Here is a 17836-nt window from a genome sequence, read left to right as displayed (position 1 = left end):
AGCACGCCTGTGAAATATCTTGCTGTAGTGGCTGCACTTCTGGCCACGCTGCCTGCGCTTGCCGACCCTGACGCTGGCAAATGGGATGCGGTCACCGGCAGGGCCGATGGTCAGACCGTCTATTGGAATGCCTGGGGTGGCTCAACCAACACGAATGACTTTATTGCATGGGTCAGTCGCCGTGTAAGGGAAGACTACGGTGTCACACTGGAGCATGTGAAGCTGGCTGATACCGCCGATGCCGTCACCCGTGTACTGGCGGAGAAGCAGGCGGGCGTGGACGAAGACGGTGCGATCGACCTGGTCTGGATCAACGGTGCTAACTTTGCCGCGATGAAAAAGGCTAACCTGCTGTTCGGCCCCTATGCCGAGCAACTGCCAAACTGGGCTTTTGTCGATGTCGATGGCAAGACTGTGCGGACAGACTTCACCATACCCACCGAAGGCTATGAAAGCCCCTGGGCCATGGCGCAGGTTGTGTTCATTCACGACACTGCCGATCTCGCGGAACCGCTGGGATCGATGGATGAGATCCTCGCGTGGTCTACTGCCAACCCTGGTCGTTTCACCTACCCGCAGCCACCGGATTTTCTGGGGACAACGTTCCTCAAGCAGGCGTTGGTCGATCTGCTGGACGACCCATCCGTGCTCGCCGATCCCGCAACCGATGACAACTTTGAAGCGGTTACCGCCCCGCTCTGGGCCTTTCTGAGTGACCTGACGCCAACACTCTGGCGGGGGGGCCGGGCTTATCCCGCCACAGGCCCGGCGCAGTTACAGCTGATGGCTGACGGCGAAGTGGATCTTGCAATTTCCTTCAGCCCGGCCGAGGCAACCGCGGCAATTGCCAATTATCAGTTGCCGCCAACCGCCCGCACCTTCGTACTGGACAATGGCACCATCGGCAATGCGTCATTCGTGGCGATACCCTACAACTCGGGTTCAAAAGCCGGTGCCATGGTTGTCGCCAACTTCCTGATCTCGCCCGAGGCGCAGCTGCGCGCCCAGAACCCGCAGGTTCTGGGCTACGGCACCGTGTTGGATATGGATGCGCTATCGGCAGAGGATCGTGCGGCGTTTGACGCACTGGACCTGGGCGTAGCGACCCTGTCGCCCGCGGAACTGGGTCAGGTGCAGGCAGAGCCACACCCGAGCTGGATGACCGGTATTGCGGATCACTGGATAAGCCGCTACGGGGTAGCCGAGTAAGCATGCCGGGTTGTTTTTGAAGCACCGTCTTCTGCCGATCCTGCCTGCCTTGACCCTGCTTGCGATGCTGGGGCCGGTCGTGGCTGGCTTGTTAGGCACGCTGCTGCCCGCCTTCGGTCATCTTCCGGTGGCCGGTCTGACGGGCCCAACGCTGACAGCGTTTTACGACCTGTTTGAGTGGGGCGGACTACCGCGCGCGATGATGCTGTCCATCTCGACAGGCTTGCTTGCCACGTCGATCTCGCTCCTCATCGTCATGCTGGTGACCGCCGGCTGGTCCGGAACCTGGGCGTTTCGCACGCTGGAACGCTTGCTCTCACCGCTCCTGTCAGTGCCCCATGCGGCGGCCGCCTTTGGCCTTGCGTTCCTGATCGCACCCTCGGGGTGGCTGGCCCGGCTCGCCTCTCCGGTCGTGACCGGATGGGTCCGTCCACCCGATCTGTTAATCGTGCAGGACACATGGGGCCTGACCATGACCGCCGGACTCATCATGAAGGAAATTCCATTTCTGCTGCTTCTCACCCTGGCCGCACTGGGTCAGGCCGAGTCGCAGCGGAGTGTCACTGTTGCTCAGGCACTGGGCTATGGGCGTGTCACCGGCTGGCTCAAGACCGTGTTTCCGCGCATTTATGCCCAGATCAGGCCACCGGTTTACGTGGTACTGGCTTATTCGATGTCGGTTGTTGATGTGGCCATCATCCTGGGTCCAAACACACCACCGTCCCTGTCGGTGCAGATCGTCAAGTGGATGTCAGACCCTGATCTTGCGATGCGTCTGGTAGCGGCGGCGGGGGCGCTTTTGCAGCTGGGTCTTGTGCTCGGTGCGCTGCTGTTCTGGCGCATGGGTGAGGTGCTTGCCGCTGCGCTTGGCCAGCGCTGGATCGCCCGTGGGAGCCGCGGCGGTTGGGACACTGTCATCGCGCGGGTGAGCCTGATGGCAGGGGGCGGTTCGGCGCTGCTTGTGCTGTTGGGGCTGGCAGTTCTCGCAATCTGGTCTTTTGCGGGTTTCTGGGGGTTCCCGGACGCTTTTCCTGATGCATTTACGCTGTACAACTGGGCGCGCTTCGGTCCCGGTACCCTTGATGCGCTAGGCGAGACTGCCCTGATCGCTGGCGTTGTGACCTCTGCCGCATTGATTCTGACCATAGGCTGCCTGGAGGCGGAATACCGCTATGACCTGTCGTTAACCCGGCGCACGGTGTGGCTACTGTACCTGCCCCTGTTGATTCCGCAGACGGCATTCCTGCCCGGATTGCAGACCTTGATGCTTGCATTAGGCGCTGATGTAGGGCGGCTGCCGGTCATTCTCGCGCATCTGGTATTTGTGTTGCCCTATGTCTTTCTTTCACTGGCAGATCCATTTCGGGCCTGGGACAAGCGGATGAGCACGATTGCGACGGCTCTGCTAGCCAGCCCGGACGGGGTACTGTGGCGCGTTCGCTTGCCGATGCTGTTACGCCCGATCCTGACTGCCCTGGCGGTCGGCCTGGCCGTATCTGTCGGGCAATATCTGCCGACATTGCTGATCGGGGGTGGCCGCGTGGCAACGCTGACGACCGAGGCGGTGTCCCTGGCGTCCGGTGGGGACCGCCGGGCAATTGCGGTCTATGGTCTGATGCAGACGGGCGCGGCCCTGGTACCCTTCGCGCTAGCGCTGCTCCTGCCTACGCTGGTCTGGCGCAACAGAAAGGGACTGCAGCATGGATAAGGGGCTGTCGCTCAGACAGGTGGTGATTGCGAAAGGGGGCAAGACACTCCTGTCACTGTCGCATGACATCAGACCCGGTGAGGTACTGACGGTCATGGGACCTTCTGGAATCGGAAAATCGACCTTGCTGGCGTTCATCACCGGGACACTGGCACCTGTGTTCAGCGCGACGGGGGAGGCCTGGCTCGATGGTCGCGACATTACTCATGCCCCCCCGCACCAGCGGCGGGTGGGTATCCTGTTTCAGGATGACCTGCTGTTTCCACATCTGTCCGTCGGCGCCAACCTGGCCTTTGGCATGCAGCCCGGCGGTACCGCCGGGGAGCGAAAGGCAAGAATCGCGAACGCCCTGGCAGAGGTGGGTCTGAGCGGTTTTGCAGACCGCGATCCGGCCACGCTCTCTGGCGGGCAGAAGGCGCGTGTATCCCTCATGCGGATGCTTCTGTCGGAGCCATCTGCGTTGTTGCTGGATGAACCCTTTTCGCGGCTGGATGCATCGCGCCGGACGCAGGTCCGCGATCTGGTGTTTGACCGCGCACGGGCCAGGCATTTGCCTGTGTTGATGGTGACGCATGATGCAGATGACGCGCAGACTGCGGGTGGTGTGATTTTGACTTTGGGTCAGTGAGCGTTTCCCGGACGGCCCAGCGGCACAGCCGTCTGGTAGCACGATGCCATCTCACTCGGCAGAAAATCCCAATGAGCGCGCAAAAGCCTGGTAGGGCTCCGCGCTGTCGCGCACCTCCTCATGACGCGCGCGCGTCGCTTCAAGGGCCGATGCCGTGCCTGTCACACCGACACCTTCCACGATCCGATTCATGAAGTTGAACAGCGCGCAGATAGTGATCGCGTCAAACAGACCCTGCTCGCTGACACCTGCGGCGAAGACCGCCGCCGCGTCGGCATCGGTGATCCTCGCAGGCTCCCGTGTGAGCTTACCGATGTAGGTCAGCACCGCCGCCAGGTCAGGCGCTAGCGCTGCTGATTCCGGATCCGCAATAACGTCGTCGAACAGCGCGGGGTCAATGCCCTGTATCTCTGCGATCTGCCTATGGGCACCATGGCAGAAGCCGCATGCGTTGACAGCGGAAACGTAGGCCGCCATCAGTTCGCGGTCGGCGACACTCCAATCTGACTGGCCCCGCAGCACCTCGTCATGGAAGGTCATCAGCGGCCAGATTCCGCGCCCAAACTGTTTCAGGGCATCACTGAGCTGCGGTGGGGACGGCAATGAGGGAAATCGCGACATATCTTTTCTCCGGAAAGTGAGAGATTCAGTCCAAGGTGCTTAATCGAGAGTCCATCGCGTATCCATGTCCCGCAGGATATACAGCGCGTAGCAGGCCGCCAGCATGGGCCAGGCAGCAAAAAACAACAGATTGTTGAAGCCATCCAGATACTGCTGCCAGGAAGAAAGCGTCGATACCGCATGCAGCAGAAAAACGGCGCCGTAGGTGAAGCGTTTCTTGAAACCGGCGATAAAAGCCAGCACCAACACGAGCTGCAACGCACCGAGCACCATAAACAGTCCTGTGCCCATATTGCTCAGGCCGTAGAAATTATCAAACACCGCAGCGCTGTGCTGCGGGTTTACGAACTTGTCCAGCGTCCACATAAGCATGACGATGAAGACGCCAAGGCGGAGTGTGAACAGTGCATTGGCGATACGCGTGTCTGACATACGAAAATCCCTTTTATGCGTTAGTGTCTGATGTGCTGCTCGCGCTCCCGTCGATGCGGCTTTTCAGCCTGCAGCCGCCTCCAGAGGAATGTCCAGCGTATTGAGGAACCGGTTAAGCGAGGTGAACAACTCCATGACGGCGAGCGCCTCGATGATTTCAAGGTCATTCGCACCCGTCCTGCGCGCAAGGTTCAGGGTCTCGACTGAAGCGCCGTGGGGATCGCCGTTGGCCTGCCGAGCAAGTACAAGAAGGGCGCGTTCTTTCGGCGTGAAGTTGCCCGCCAGCGGGTCTGCAAGCAATCGCGCTATTTCTGCTCGGTCCATACCGAGAGACGCGAGGTTTCTCGAGTGATGCTCGACGCAGTAATTGCAGTGATTATCGTGAGAGATGACGACGGCGATCGCTTCCTTCAGGGTCGAAGGTAGTGTCCCTTGCAGCATGACGCTTTTGACACGCTCCCAGGTGGCGGAGAGTATGGCGGGGTGTCTCGCGTAGGCCCGGAACATATTGGACACGGAGCCCATGGCCGTTCTAATCTCATCGAAGATTGCCTCGACTTCGTCACTACCGCCCTCTTCCTCGCGGCCTCCCGAACCCTGTATCAGGTGCAGGCGCGGTCGCGTCGGATTCTTTGCTTGACTATCGAGGCGATCAAAAACCGCTGATTCGATGCGCCGCAGCATAGCGTCGTCTGCCACCGCAGCGGGCGGCGTCGTGCGCTGCAGCAACTCGCGAGTACTCTGTAAATTCGACGCCAGGGCGCGGCAGGCCGCGCAGCCGGTCAAATGAGTTTCCAAGGAAGCGATATCCAGTACAGCGTCATCCGATTCCTGCAGTGCATCAAGACGTTCCGCCACGTCGCGACAATTCAGCATTCTCCCGTCTCCATAAAATGATCGACCATGGCAAATATTCTGTGTCGTGCACGATGCAGCAACACACGAAGATTAGAGTGGCTCAACTGCAGAATGTTACAGATATCCTCGACCGGCATTTGCTGAATGTCGCGCAGGGCCAGCACACTGCGCTGGTCCTCGCTCAGTGCAGCGATGTGCTTCTCCAGACACTGCTGAAGACTATCGCGCTCGAGCAGGCTTTCAACAGCGTGCTCTGCCCATGCTGTGGGTGGTACAAGCCAGGCGCCGCCGGAGGTAAATCGCTCCTCCATTGGCGATGCGGAGGCGGAATCGAGGTCCATGGGAATCTCGCGCCGGGATTTCCGCAATCGCTGCCGTGCCTCGTTTACGGCAATGCTGCAGAGCCAGGTTTTCAGCGTCGCCCTTGCCTCAAAGCCGTGTATGGCTTCGATGACCCGAAGCCAGCTCTCCTGAACGACGTCCTCGGCGGTCGCTGGATCACAGAGCCCCCAGACTGCCGCCAGCATGGACGGGGTATAGCAGCGAACGGCTTGCGAAAAAGCAGCTTCGTCGCCTGCGCGCATAGCGTCAACCAGCGCGGCTTGAGACATGTCGTCCTGCAAGGCACCATCCTTTCATTGCTCAAAAAGAAGATGCGTCACGCTACCATTGAGTTCAGCGGGCCACAATGCGAGCAACCAGGTGTGTACACACTTTAGATTGCACCGCTCCCGGCGGTCGAGAAGCCAGGAGACGATCGAGCGAGCGAGAATCAACAAGAATCCGAGCAGCCTGATATGCCTGCTCAGGACTGCACCGCAAACATCCGGGGAGAAGGCACCGATCGGCGCGTACCCGGTGCTGATTACACTGTAATAAGCACCGGACGCGTCACGATCGGTCCCCCACCAGCTGTCAAATGTCGTAGCGCGCACCACGCGACCAGCCTTTGCCACGGCCTGTGCCAGGGCATCCTGGCGCTGGTCCTGCTCCGCCGGTACGCCGCCCGTGTCACTAGCGAGCGAAGCGGGGTAGTGACACGGGCGGCAACGCCAGTAACCGCGCGGCCTGCGGGCGGAATTTCGAAGTGACGGGCGAGTGATCTGCAACTATTCTGCTTGCCACAACGTCCGAACAACCCGTGGCCACTGCGGCTCAGTGGCAAAGGGTCGCCCACCCTCGACAGCACGTCGAAACGGGCATGCGCTCTCGGACCAGAATTAGCGCGGGGGTCGAAAGATTCCGGTCCACATTCAACGCACCGACCCCAAGGTCGACTTCTAACCCGGGCACCCGCCCATGGCTCCAACCTAGCACACACCGATGGCCGCAATGGTATCGATGCGATTCCCATCAACACGACGAAGCTTTTTTCGTCTTACTCAACGGAGGTAATGCCTAACCGCAAGTCCTTTCTTTAACCCAGCACATCCATAAGGAGGTGATGCAGCGTCAATGCGGCCCATAGAGGGTCAGTTGGTTTGCGCCGGAACCATCCCCAACAGGGGAGAGCCGGTGTTGCCTGAGTTCAGGCACTTTCAGGTTGAACGGGAGTGGTGTCCCGAGACCCAGGCCGGATTTCGGATCTGGTTGGCTGCGGCCCACCGGATGGTCAGAAACACTTACCAGAGCGTGCTTACACCTTGAGAAACCAGAACCACCAACTGAACAACTGCACTGAGGAGTGAATCTAGTCGGCTTAACGAGCCGCCCCATTGATTCAAGATCGGGTCCCGGTCGACTTCCGGCATGTGCTTCCCTATGCTCGTGTTGTCGGAGGGAGGAACCGTATGCTGCGCAAGACCGTCGGCCTGCACGAATTGTACGCGAGCGATCCGGAGCGCGCAGACTGGCAACTCCTTGGCAGGCGGAGTAATTCGCTGTCGCGCCGCGGGTTCCTGAGCGGCGCATCGCGTGTTGCCGCCGTGCTGGGCTCCGAGGTCGTATTCAGCCAGTATATGCCAGCGGGCATGATTCCCGCGGCGCTGGCGGATAGTGTCATTGCCAACGCGCTGCGATTGAGAGTGGTCAACCTGGAGGAAGCCGGTTAGACAGGAACGAGGCGCTCTCCTCGAACCGTATTTCCAGGAATTCAGGTCAAACAGACCGGCAAGGGCGCAGTCGCCGCAGCGTGGTCGGCTGACAGACCCTCTGCCGTTGCCGCTATGTTGAAGACGATCTCTTCATTGGCAGTGCAGAAAACTAGCGATCATTGTCAACCAGGGAATGGCCCTGCACTGCATGACGCGGGCTCATGGTCCCGTCCCGACAGCACTTTACCAGCGCGTTCAGGTAACCAAGTTCTGATACCCGGATCTCACCCGCCGCCCAGGCACCTGTCCACTCGTCGATGACGAGCTGAGCAGCCGCCGAATCAAAACCGCTGAGCAGACGCAGCGCTTTGATCTTAATGTCTTCCTGCAACCAGTCGGGGAATTGCAGGCACTCGCCCATCGCGCCTTCTTTGACCTGTCGCTGTGTGGTAGTCGGTGTAGTTATTGTAGTAGTTAATGAGTGAAAGTCTGTAGTAGGTAATGCTCCCGGATCTGCCGGACGCGGCGATGCCGTATCCGGCGTGACCGCTTCCGGCAAAGCCGTATGCGGTACTTCTGAGACAATGTAGGTTCCTCCGCGCGTGCGCCCGCGGCAATCCCGCGTGGGTTCGAAGGACACGTAGCCGGCGGTGCGCAGTTCCCGCAACAGTTTATAGATGCCGTCACGTCTGAGGTCGCCGCGCTTCTTCAGGTCGTTTACAAGCACGCGCCAGTCATTGGGTCGCGACAGCAGGTACGCCAGCAGTCCGCGCGCCGCCCAGGACAGGCGGACGTCCTCAACGGCGCGCGGATCGACAATAACGTACTGGTGGCGCCGCGCAGCCCGCCGGATGGTCTGCGTCACTCGTCGTCCGCGACGCTGATGATGCGGGCGACCTCGATCGCGGGGTAGTAGACGCGCCGGCCGATCCGGCAGCCGCAGGCCTTGAGGGCCCGAGTGCGGGCATCGCTTGGAGAGCACAGGCTGTAGCGCAGTCCACCGGTACTGCGTCCGAGCAGTTCAGCAAGCTGCTTTTGCGTAAGCAGGAGGCCGAAACGCTCCGTGAGTTGTGCCGCGAAGTCACCCTGCGCGGAGTTGTGTTTGCCTTCCATGGCCTTTCCTGATTGGCTCTCATGAGCGTAGGCAGAAGGTAACCTCGCGACGCCTTAGTGAACCCGTGATAACCGAGTCCAGCCCGGGCACAGTTTCGGGCATTACTGCAGGACTAACGTAACCTGGTCTGGTTTCGCCGGTTCAAAAAGTTGTCGGTGGGCCAGTGGCTCCAACAAAGATCATTTTTTTGCGCGAATCAGCGAAAGTACTATTTATTTATTGGTAGGCAGTTTGGTAGGCTGGAAATTTTATATATTGTAACTTATTGATTTTATTGAAGTAATGGCGGTGAGGGAGAGATTCGAACTCTCGAACGGTTGCCCGTTACACACTTTCCAGGCGTGCGCCTTCGACCACTCGGCCACCTCACCGTAGGGCGCGAATCATAGCACAACATGGGGTGTCCGCGTCTATTGCCGATTGAGCCGAAAACGTGGGGCGGCGCCGCCTTCGGTGCTGCGCCAGGGGCAGATATCGAGACCACCGCGACGGGTATACAGCGCGTGCACAGAAAGTGCCTCCGGCGACAGTGCAGCGCGGATATCGCAGAAAATCCGCTCCACGCACTGCTCGTGGAATTCCTGGTGGCGCCTGAACGCCACGACATACTGAAGCAGTGACGCCGGGTCCAGCAGAGGACCCGTGTATTTGACGACCAATGTCGCCCAGTCCGGCTGCGCCGTCACCGGGCACAGGGACCGCAGCAGATGTGAATGCAGTACCTGCGTGACGATGCTCTCCGGGGTAGAGCGCAGCAACAGGCTCGCGCTGGGCTCACCCTCCGGCGCTGAGAACGCAGCACCATCGATGCATTCCCCCGGCGCCTGGATGCCCGCAAGGTTTGGATCGTCGCAGGACAGCAGCTCCAGTTCTACAGCAGCGCCGACTGCCGCCGAAATATCGTCTGCCAGCGTCCTTTGCAGAGCGGTTTCATCGCGAAACACCGTATTATTGACCGAGTTCAGATACAGCTTGAGCGACTTCGACTCCACAAGGTTGGGGGAAAACGCGGGAATGACCAGCCGAGCCGCTGCAACGCGGGGCCTGCCGCCGGGATCGAGCCAGGACAGCTCGTAAGCGTGCCAGACATCCTCGCCGTAGAAACTCAGGGCACCACTCTCCAGGCCAAGAGCCGCTCGGCCCTGCTGCCTCGGGATCGGCTGCAACAGCTGCGGCGTGTACACATCCGTGTACTCGACCTGTCTTCCGAGCAGCAGCTCCCCTCGCGCTTCCGGTGTGCCCGACACGCTACTGTCTCAGCCGTTTCCCGCTATTGAGCAGGTGCAGGCTGTAGAAGAACGCGATTACCGTAAAGCCACCGATCATCAGAAACGCAAAACCGACGCTGACATCGGACACCCCAAGCACGCCGTAACGAAAAGCGTTGACGACATACACCAGCGGATTCAGCTGGGAGACACCGGCCCAGAAGTCGGACAGCATATCGAGAGAATAGAAAACGCCACCAAGATAGGTAAGCGGCGTCAGCACGAAGGTCGGCACGATACTGATATCGTCAAAGTTGTTGGCAAACACCCCGTTGATAAAACCCGCCAGCGCGAACAGCGTGGAGGTGAAGATAACCACGCCAATCACAATCCCCACACTGTAGATCGGCAAACGCGTGAAGAACATCGACACGCAGGTAACGATGAACGCCACCAGCAGCCCCCGCGTGATGCCACCCAGTATGAAGCCGAGCAAAATGATGTAGTTGGGAGTGGGCGACACCAACAGTTCTTCAATGCTGTGGTTGAACTTGGACCCGAAAAAAGAAGACACCACGTTGGCGTAGGAGTTGGTGACAATCGCCATCATGATCAGGCCGGGAACGACAAATTCCATGTAGTCGAAACCACCCATCTCGCCGATGCGCGCACCGATCAGTGACCCGAAAATGACAAAATAAAGGGACATGGTGATAGCCGATGGCAGCAGGGTCTGCGGCCAGATACGCAGGAAGCGCCGCACTTCCTTGCGCAGAAGCGTCATCAGGGCGACAAACTGCTCGGCGTAACTCATGCCGCCGCCTCCACCAGATTGACAAACATCTCCTCTAACCTGTTAGCCCGATTGCGCATGCTGGTTACACGAATACCCGCCAGATCGAGACCGGCAAAAACGTCGTTGATGTGCTGTCCCTTCTCGACTTCGATTTCAAGTGTGCTGTCGTCCACCCGCCGCACATAGAAACCCTCGACTTCGACAAGCTCGGGCAAGGCCTCGGCAGTATCAAAAATGAAAACCTCGCGATGCAGGCGCCGCAGCAGGTCCCTGATGGACGTATGCTCGACTATATCCCCATTATTGATGATGGCGATATTCCGGCATAGCGCCTCGGCTTCCTCCAGGTAATGCGTCGTGAGAATAATGGTGGTTCCTGCCTCGTTGATCTTCTTAAGGAAGTCCCACATGCTGCGGCGCATCTCGATATCCACACCCGCCGTGGGCTCGTCCAGGATCAGCAGTCGCGGCTCATGGACCAGGGCGCGGGCGATCATCAGGCGCCGCTTCATGCCGCCGGAGAGCATCCGGGACGGCGAGTCGCGTTTTTCCCACAGGCCGAGTTCCCGCAGGTATTTCTCGGCACGCTCAGCGGCCAGTGCGCGGGGCAGCCCGTAATAACCAGCCTGATTCACCAGGATATCGCCGACTTTCTCGAACATGTTGAAATTGAATTCCTGCGGCACAACGCCGAGGTTCTTTTTCGCGCCGGGGAAATCCTTGTCGATGTCAACGCCGTAAACCGATACGCTACCGGCGCTTTTGCTGACCAGGGAGCAGATGATGCCGATGGTGGTGGACTTGCCAGCACCGTTGGGGCCGAGCAGCGCGAAGAAGTCGCCCTGCTTCACTTCCATGCTGATTCCCTTCAGGGCTTCAAAACCATCACCGTAGACTTTGCGCAGGTTTTCGATGTTGAGCGCCGCGACCATGGAAAATCCTTTGTAGACTGCAAAGGGCATCATTGTACCCGCAAAGCCACGGGGTAACGACAGTGCCCGCCACTGACAACGAGGAGCCTATGAACGATAGCGACTACAGAGAATACTGCCTGGGCCTGCTGTCCAGCTTTGCTGACGATTTCACCACCAGGACACGGGAGCTACCCGCGAACGACAGCCTGCGGGAGCTGGCGATGGATTTTGCCGCGATCGCCGGCGGGGAACGCGACAGGTATCTCGAGGGTCCGGCCCTGGTGTCGCGACTGTTCACTACCTACCCGGACTTTGCGCCCACTTTTCCACGAGAGCTGCTGTGGTTTTTCGGCGGGGAATGCCTGCATTACATGCCGGATGAAGAAATTGCAGAATTTGAACAACGTTTCGCCGATAACGCTTGACCAGACCCGACGCCTTTTCTACAATGCGCCGCTCTTGAAAGAGACCTTTGCGTCCCCTTCGTCTAGTGGCCTAGGACACCGCCCTTTCACGGCGGTAACAGGGGTTCGAACCCCCTAGGGGACGCCACTCTTTTCGCGGGAACACGTCAGCGGGAATAGCTCAGTTGGTAGAGCGCAACCTTGCCAAGGTTGTGGGGGGGGCGCCCAGCCTCGCCGGGTACCGGCGACCACGCAGACATAGGCAACAACGCAGTTCAGCGGGAATAGCTCAGTTGGTAGAGCGCAACCTTGCCAAGGTTGAGGTCGCCGGTTCGAACCCGGTTTCCCGCTCCATCATCCGCACTCACCCGTCTCTAACCGCACGTCTATCCAGCCCCATCCTCGATGATCACCCCAAGCGATGTCACCAGTCGGCGCTGGTTGTTATTGAATCGCCGCCCATCGACCGCACTGCCGGCGAGCTCCCTGCGCTGCCGGTAAGAGCGACGCAGCGAGTCAAACGCCCGGCCCTTCGACTCTGCGGATTGCGCCGCATGCATTGCCTCGCGCAAAAGCCTGTCATCCTCCGCAACACGATAGCGCTGGGACAGCAGCGCACGGACAAACCCTGCGCTATCCGTGTGCCCGGCAGCAACGTCCAGGGCCGGCGCCGCTTCTGACTGAGATACCGGCGGCGTGATCGACAGCGCAGCGGCCATTTCCGCCAGCAACATACGCGTCGCCAGCAGCTTGCCATCCCAGCTGTAGCCCGCAATGTGCGCACTGCCAAAGCGCAGCCTCGCCAGCAGATCCGTATCGGGCATCGGCTCGTTCTCCCAGACATCCAGCACGGCAAGCGGCGCATCCACGGCATCCAGCCGCCCGCGTAGCGCTATATTATCCACGACCGCGCCTCGGCTGGCGTTGATCAGCAGTGTGCGGCTGGAGAGACACGCAAGGGTGCGCCGGTTCAGCAGGTGACAACTCGGAAAGGGCATCGCCTCTGTAAGCTCGGTGTGCAGGGTAACGACATCGGCTGACAGGACGTGCGCAAGCGGTGCCGCGTTCGGTATTCCCGCCGGCTCCTTCCACGGATCGCTGACGCTCCAGTCAATGCCCAGGCCGTCGAGGCAGCGCCCGAGGCGCTGCCCGATGTTTCCGTAGCCAACAATACCCACCCGACCACCGGCAAACAGGCGTTCGAGAAAGTCGTCGGTCTCGGCGATGGCGGCCAGCACATACTCGATCACCGATCGTGCGTTCGAGCCGGGAGCATGGGCAAAGGCAATACCACGATCCATCAGCCGTTGCCGATCAATGTGATCATGGCCGCTGGTTGCGGTACCGACAAAGCGCAGTCGGGGGGCACTGTCGATCAGGCCCGCGTCAACCCGTGTCACGGAGCGAATCAGCAGTGCATCGGCATTATGCACCTCAGTCGCAGTGATGCTGCGCCCTGGAAGGCGCCGCAGGTCTGCAGAGACGCTTGCGGCGAGGCCCTCGAGACCGGGAATATTCTCATCGGCAACAATTCTCACAGAATACGCTGCAAGCTGAACGCCATGCTTTCCCGTGGTTCAGTTTGCCCGATGTCTTTTCGCACTGCGGCACAGAAACGGTCCGCGCGCGGCGGCAGGCCGACGGCGAGAAAGGTCTCGGCCTGGCGTACGACCTCACCGGCAAAGCGCAGCCGGTCCGCCGGGTCAACGTCACCGGAGAGATTATCCAGGCTGAGGGCAAACGGAACACCGCAGCACTGGGAAAATACCCACTCAAGTGCCTGTGGCCGGGCCTCCACACGCTCAAAGTCCCACTGTTCCTGACGAGAGCGTCCGTCCGGCGAGTACCAGTAGCCGTAGTCCACCTGCCTGCGTCGGGCCGCGCCGGCAATGCACCAGTGCGCGACTTCATGCAGAGCGCTGGAGACGAAGTCGTCGCGGTAGTTGATCTGCGCGGGAGCATCGGCGCACGCAGGCTCATACAGTGGCTCCTTCGCACCACCGCGCAGAACCGTATTGCAGGTGGTGGCAAATACGTTATCGAACAGGAATTCCAGCCGGGCGGCGTTCACGCGTTTCCTTGCTTGCGCACCCGATAGCGATAGGTGCCATCAACTTCTTCCTCGTCCAGCAGTTCGTGACCGAGAAAGCGGCAGAAATCCGGAATATCGCGCCGGGTAGACGGATCCGTGGCCAGCACCAGAAGAATATCGTCCACCGACAAATCCCGCATGCGATTGTGCATCAGCATCACGGGTTCGGGACACAGTAGACCGGTAGCATCCAGCAGGTGGTCGTGGGTTTCTTGCAGGGGTCGGTTCATTTGTCGTCTGCCAGCAATTCACGGGCGCGGTCCCTGTGCACCAGATCCCAATGCTCGCTGTCCACGTCGTAGAGTAGCTGTAGATCGCCGGCGGAGAGACGTGACAGCAGTTGGTCACGCTTCTCCTCCAGGCTGATATCGTAGTGCCCGTAGTCGGTGCCGTCGCGGCTCGCATACTCTTCCAGCAATGCCGTCAGCGTCTCCGGCGGGAGACGCTCCGGGGGCACGCGCACAAAGTCGGCCAACAACTACTCCGCCGCAGGCTTGGTGAACTTCAGGGTCATACGATCACTTTCACCGATCGCCAGATAACGCTCACGGTCTTCGTCACCCAGGGTCAGTGATGGTGGCAGTGTCCATACGCCGTTTTCGTAGTCCGCTGTATCCTTTGGATTCGCGTTGACTTCGGAGCGATCGGCAAGGGTGAACCCGGCCGCCTCGACTGCAGAAATCACATAATCTTCAGTAACATAGGCGGTGTTCTTCATGTCGTCAATACTGTTGCCCTCGGGACCCCGGTGCTGGACGACGCCAAACACGCCGCCGGGCTTGAGTGCCGCAAAGACGCTTTCCAGAACCTCGTCGAGCACGCCGGCACGCATCCAGGTGTGGATATTGCGAAATGCCAGAACCAGGTCTGCGCTACCCTCGGGGGCTATTGCCATGGCGTTGGGCGGGCTGAGTTCCGATACCATGACGCGACCGTAGGTATCGTCATCCTCGCCCAGCTTGACCAGGTAGGAACCCAGCGAGCGACGCGCGTAGGCCCCCCCGTTGACGCTGCCGTGAGCCGCATAATAGCGCCCGTTGTCCGCCATCAGCGGCGCGAGCACCTCGGTGTACCAGCCACCGCCCGGTGAAAGCTCCACTACGGTCATGCCTTCACGCAGCCCGAAAAACTCGAGGGTTTCACGGGGATGCCGATACTCGTCACGCGCGGCGTTTTTCTCGCTGCGATGCTCTCCGCTCAAGGCGGCATCCCAGTCGAGTGCGGCCTGCGCGGGCACGGCCAGCGCAAGTGATAGGGCAATCAAACCTGTTTTCAACATAACGGACACCTTGTGAAGTTGATGAATTCCACGCCTGAATATACGTTCTTGCGCGTTCAATGTGGAGCGGCAGCACTGCAATTCCTGCAGACGTTCGACTTTCGTCCCGAATGATCGTTCCGGGCCGCCGCCGGCACGAGGTCCATACGGATGCCGTATGACAGCGCGGGACACTGTCTACCCCACCGTACACCGCCTGTGATGGTGGTACTCAATCCTGTTCGCGCCGTCGACGCAGGAGCTGCCGGATACCCAGGAAGAGCAACGCACAGAGAGCGGCCAGCAGCACGACGAGGCCCATCGCGGCCAGCGTTGCGAGAAAGTACTCCTTCAGCACGTCCGCCGGTACGTTGAAACGGTACACCGAGGCCCACAGCAATATGCCCATGGCGCAGAGACCGAGAAACACGGTACGCCCATGGCTGCGCCGCTTGCGACGGAAAAGCATCAGGTCGAACTCCCCGCCGGTGAGGCAGGCAACACAGGGGTTTTCGAGTCGACACCCGCATTCTGTGCCCGATGGCGCATCAGGTGGTCAATCAGGACCAGTGCCAGCATGGCCTCTGCAATGGGTGTCGCCCGAATCCCGACACAGGGATCGTGGCGGCCTCGCGTGACCACCTCGATGGGATTGCCAGCGGTATCGACACTGGCGCCCGGCAGTCGGATACTCGATGTGGGCTTGAGCGCGAGGCTGACCAGAATATCCTGGCCACTGGAGATGCCGCCCAGGACGCCGCCGGCATGATTGCTGAGAAAGCCCTGCGGCGTCATTTCATCCCGGTGCTCGCTGCCCTGCTGTTCGACGCTGGCAAATCCAGCTCCTATTTCCACACCCTTGACCGCGTTGATGCTCATCATGGCGGCGGCAATATCAGCATCCAGGCGGTCGAATACCGGCTCGCCGAGGCCGGGCATCATGCCGGTCGCCACGACATTGATGCGCGCGCCAACAGAATCGCCGCGCTTGTTGAGCGCCGCCATGTAGGCCTCCATATCCGCCACCCGATCCGGGTCGGGACAGAAAAACGGGTTGCCCTCCACGCTGTCCCAGTCGAGTCTCTTTGCAACAATGGGGCCGAGCTGCTTCAGATAGCCGCGCACGCGAATGCCGCAGTGCTCCGCAAGATACTTCTTCGCAATGGCTCCCGCGGCAACACGCATCGCCGTTTCCCGCGCCGATGAACGACCACCGCCACGATAGTCGCGAAACCCGTACTTCTGCTGATAGGTATAGTCCGCATGTGCCGGCCGGAAGGTATCGCGGATATCCGAGTAGTCTTTCGAGCGCTGATCGGTGTTTTCGATCAGCAGGCCAATCGGAGTGCCCGTGGTCCGGCCGTCAAACACCCCTGACAGAATGCGAACCTCATCCTGTTCCCGTCGCTGGGTGGTGAAACGCGACGTTCCGGGCTTGCGCCGGTCGAGGTCAGACTGCAGGTCGGAACTGTCCAGCGCCATGCCGGGAGGACAGCCATCCACGACGCAGCCCAGGGCGGGACCATGGCTCTCCCCGAAGGTGGTAACGCTAAACAGCTTGCCAAAGGTATTTCCAGACATGCAGTGCCTCTATTAACTAGCCTCTGGGCCAGTATACGCGAGCAATGGCGCTGACTGTCGCAGCTCCTGCGCCTGCATCGCCAGTACGCCGTGGCCACCCGACTCGAGCTCCACCCAGGTGAACGCCACGTGCGGAAACGCGGCCTCAAGTGCAAGCCAGCTGTTACCGACTTCCAGCAGCAGCAGCCCGTCGGGATTCAGATGCGCAGCCGCGGCGTCGAGAACCTGCCGCGCCAGGTCCAGCCCGTCGTCCCCCGCACCGAGCCCGATCGGAGGCTCCCGACGATATTCCGGGGGCATCGCCGCAAGATCGTCGGCATCGACGTAGGGCGGATTACAGAGAATGATATCGAAGCGCTCGCCCGACAGACCCGCGAAAAGATTACCCTGGACACATTGCACTCTGTCAGCCACTTCATGCTGGCGCACGTTCTCCGCGGCCAGCGCCAGGGCGTCTGCATCAATATCACTGAGCACCACGCGGGCCTCTGGAAAACAGACGGCACTGGCGATCCCGATCGCGCCGCCACCGCAACACAGGTCGAGTATCGATGTGGGCTCGCTGCCGGCGTACCAGGGCTGGAAGCCCGACAGCACCAGCTCCGCGATTGGCGAGCGAGGCACCAGGGCACGATGATCACAGGTGAACCGCAGTCCTGCAAACCAGGCCTCCCCGGTAAGATAGGGCAAGGGTATCCGTTCATCAATCCGCCGCTGCAGCAGGCCGCCAATACGTCGGCGATCAGCGGGAGTGAGCGTCTGTCCACCGATACTCGCGGGTGAATCGGGGGGCAGGCCCAGGGCATGGAGGACCAGCTGAACGGATTCGTCCCAAGTATTGTCAGTGCCATGACCACAGCAAACACTGGCAGAATCGAGGGCGCCAGCACAGGTCCTTATGGCATCGATCACACACGCCGCCCCGTCCAATTCAAACCGTTGTTGCAGGTCATGATTCATCACATCATGGTATCATTTTG

Annotated in this window: 22 protein-coding genes and 3 tRNA genes; 7 read left to right on the top strand and 18 right to left on the bottom strand. The window is 60.2% G+C overall.

Annotated features, from left to right (window positions below):
- The first annotated feature begins 9 nt into the window (after positions 1–9).
- The 3 genes from EV688_RS03715 (at position 10) to EV688_RS03705 (ending at position 3545) form a co-directional block, all read left to right on the top strand.
- Positions 10–1209 (top strand): ABC transporter substrate-binding protein, encoded by a 1200-nt coding sequence (locus EV688_RS03715; protein WP_117314706.1) that lies wholly within the window; start codon positions 10–12, stop codon positions 1207–1209.
- Positions 1210–1288: 79 nt separating this feature from the next.
- Positions 1289–2917, top strand: a complete 1629-nt coding sequence (locus EV688_RS03710; RefSeq protein ID WP_205686460.1) for an ABC transporter permease — start codon at positions 1289–1291, stop codon at positions 2915–2917.
- Positions 2910–3545 carry an ATP-binding cassette domain-containing protein gene (locus EV688_RS03705; protein WP_117314705.1) on the top strand — a complete coding sequence of 212 codons (636 nt, stop codon included), beginning with the start codon at positions 2910–2912 and terminating at the stop codon, positions 3543–3545. Before EV688_RS03710 ends, EV688_RS03705 begins: the two co-directional genes overlap by 8 nt.
- 51 nt (positions 3546–3596) lie before the next feature.
- On the opposite strand, the gene EV688_RS03700 is transcribed toward EV688_RS03705, so the two are convergent.
- The 4 genes from EV688_RS03700 to EV688_RS03685 form a co-directional block, all read right to left on the bottom strand.
- The gene (locus tag EV688_RS03700) at positions 3597–4166 is read right to left on the bottom strand and encodes a carboxymuconolactone decarboxylase family protein (RefSeq protein WP_117314704.1); all 570 of its coding nucleotides are present in this window, start codon (positions 4164–4166) and stop codon (positions 3597–3599) included.
- 39 nt (positions 4167–4205) lie between these two features.
- Positions 4206–4598, bottom strand: coding sequence for a hypothetical protein (locus tag EV688_RS03695; protein ID WP_117314703.1), 393 nt, complete (start codon positions 4596–4598; stop codon positions 4206–4208).
- A gap of 63 nt (positions 4599–4661) precedes the next feature.
- Positions 4662–5474: a peroxidase-related enzyme gene (locus tag EV688_RS03690; protein ID WP_117314702.1), complete on the bottom strand. Its 813-nt coding sequence runs from the start codon at positions 5472–5474 to the stop codon at positions 4662–4664.
- Positions 5468–6067, bottom strand: a complete 600-nt coding sequence (locus tag EV688_RS03685) for an RNA polymerase sigma factor (RefSeq protein WP_131917540.1) — start codon at positions 6065–6067, stop codon at positions 5468–5470. The genes EV688_RS03690 and EV688_RS03685 overlap by 7 nt, the downstream gene beginning before the upstream one ends.
- Before the next feature lie 1179 nt (positions 6068–7246).
- Here EV688_RS03685 and EV688_RS03680 point away from each other — a divergent pair.
- Entirely contained in the window at positions 7247–7507 is a 261-nt protein-coding gene (locus EV688_RS03680) for a hypothetical protein (protein WP_117314699.1), read from the top strand.
- A 151-nt stretch (positions 7508–7658) separates the two neighbouring features.
- On the opposite strand, the gene EV688_RS03675 is transcribed toward EV688_RS03680, so the two are convergent.
- The 6 genes from EV688_RS03675 to EV688_RS03650 all read right to left on the bottom strand — a co-directional run bounded on the left by EV688_RS03675 (position 7659) and on the right by EV688_RS03650 (position 11539).
- On the bottom strand, positions 7659–8354 hold the full coding sequence (locus EV688_RS03675; protein ID WP_117314698.1) for a helix-turn-helix domain-containing protein: 696 nt from the start codon (positions 8352–8354) through the stop codon (positions 7659–7661).
- On the bottom strand, positions 8351–8602 hold the full coding sequence (locus tag EV688_RS03670; RefSeq protein WP_117314697.1) for a hypothetical protein: 252 nt from the start codon (positions 8600–8602) through the stop codon (positions 8351–8353). The genes EV688_RS03675 and EV688_RS03670 overlap by 4 nt, the downstream gene beginning before the upstream one ends.
- Positions 8603–8886: 284 nt before the next feature.
- A tRNA-Ser gene (locus EV688_RS03665) sits at positions 8887–8974 on the bottom strand.
- Positions 8975–9013: 39 nt separating this feature from the next.
- Positions 9014–9850: an NADPH-dependent 7-cyano-7-deazaguanine reductase QueF gene (gene queF, locus EV688_RS03660; protein ID WP_205686459.1), complete on the bottom strand. Its 837-nt coding sequence runs from the start codon at positions 9848–9850 to the stop codon at positions 9014–9016.
- A 1-nt stretch (position 9851) separates the two neighbouring features.
- Positions 9852–10625 carry an ABC transporter permease gene (locus EV688_RS03655; protein WP_117314696.1) on the bottom strand — a complete coding sequence of 258 codons (774 nt, stop codon included), beginning with the start codon at positions 10623–10625 and terminating at the stop codon, positions 9852–9854.
- Positions 10622–11539 carry an ABC transporter ATP-binding protein gene (locus tag EV688_RS03650; protein ID WP_117314792.1) on the bottom strand — a complete coding sequence of 306 codons (918 nt, stop codon included), beginning with the start codon at positions 11537–11539 and terminating at the stop codon, positions 10622–10624. Before EV688_RS03650 ends, EV688_RS03655 begins: the two co-directional genes overlap by 4 nt.
- A gap of 89 nt (positions 11540–11628) precedes the next feature.
- Between EV688_RS03650 and EV688_RS17530 the strand changes: the two genes are divergently transcribed.
- From EV688_RS17530 to EV688_RS03630, 3 genes are all read left to right on the top strand, one after another.
- Positions 11629–11946 (top strand): PA2817 family protein, encoded by a 318-nt coding sequence (locus EV688_RS17530; protein WP_205686458.1) that lies wholly within the window; start codon positions 11629–11631, stop codon positions 11944–11946.
- A gap of 51 nt (positions 11947–11997) precedes the next feature.
- Positions 11998–12073, top strand: a tRNA-Glu gene (locus EV688_RS03640).
- A gap of 130 nt (positions 12074–12203) precedes the next feature.
- Positions 12204–12279 (top strand) — tRNA-Gly (locus EV688_RS03630).
- Positions 12280–12311: 32 nt separating this feature from the next.
- Here the strand turns inward: EV688_RS03630 and EV688_RS03625 are convergent.
- The 8 genes from EV688_RS03625 to prmB all read right to left on the bottom strand — a co-directional run bounded on the left by EV688_RS03625 (position 12312) and on the right by prmB (position 17768).
- Complete coding sequence (locus tag EV688_RS03625; protein WP_117314695.1) at positions 12312–13463, bottom strand: 4-phosphoerythronate dehydrogenase; 1152 nt, start codon at positions 13461–13463, stop codon at positions 12312–12314.
- Positions 13460–13996 (bottom strand): elongation factor P hydroxylase, encoded by a 537-nt coding sequence (locus EV688_RS03620; protein ID WP_117314694.1) that lies wholly within the window; start codon positions 13994–13996, stop codon positions 13460–13462. Before EV688_RS03620 ends, EV688_RS03625 begins: the two co-directional genes overlap by 4 nt.
- On the bottom strand, positions 13993–14247 hold the full coding sequence (gene tusA / locus EV688_RS03615) for a sulfurtransferase TusA (protein WP_117314693.1): 255 nt from the start codon (positions 14245–14247) through the stop codon (positions 13993–13995). Before tusA ends, EV688_RS03620 begins: the two co-directional genes overlap by 4 nt.
- Positions 14244–14492, bottom strand: coding sequence for a YheU family protein (locus EV688_RS03610; protein WP_117314692.1), 249 nt, complete (start codon positions 14490–14492; stop codon positions 14244–14246). Before EV688_RS03610 ends, tusA begins: the two co-directional genes overlap by 4 nt.
- 3 nt (positions 14493–14495) lie before the next feature.
- The gene (locus EV688_RS03605) at positions 14496–15296 is read right to left on the bottom strand and encodes a class I SAM-dependent methyltransferase (protein ID WP_117314691.1); all 801 of its coding nucleotides are present in this window, start codon (positions 15294–15296) and stop codon (positions 14496–14498) included.
- 211 nt (positions 15297–15507) lie between these two features.
- Entirely contained in the window at positions 15508–15744 is a 237-nt protein-coding gene (locus EV688_RS03600; protein ID WP_117314690.1) for a hypothetical protein, read from the bottom strand.
- The gene (gene aroC / locus EV688_RS03595; protein WP_117314689.1) at positions 15744–16856 is read right to left on the bottom strand and encodes a chorismate synthase; all 1113 of its coding nucleotides are present in this window, start codon (positions 16854–16856) and stop codon (positions 15744–15746) included. The genes EV688_RS03600 and aroC overlap by 1 nt, the downstream gene beginning before the upstream one ends.
- Before the next feature lie 12 nt (positions 16857–16868).
- Positions 16869–17768, bottom strand: coding sequence for a 50S ribosomal protein L3 N(5)-glutamine methyltransferase (prmB, locus tag EV688_RS03590; protein ID WP_240624204.1), 900 nt, complete (start codon positions 17766–17768; stop codon positions 16869–16871).
- Between the last annotated feature and the right edge of the window lie 68 nt (positions 17769–17836).

The organism is Chromatocurvus halotolerans, from assembly GCF_004340525.1.
Lineage (GTDB): Bacteria > Pseudomonadota > Gammaproteobacteria > Pseudomonadales > Halieaceae > Chromatocurvus > Chromatocurvus halotolerans.
This window is presented reverse-complemented; position numbering and strand designations above follow the sequence as displayed.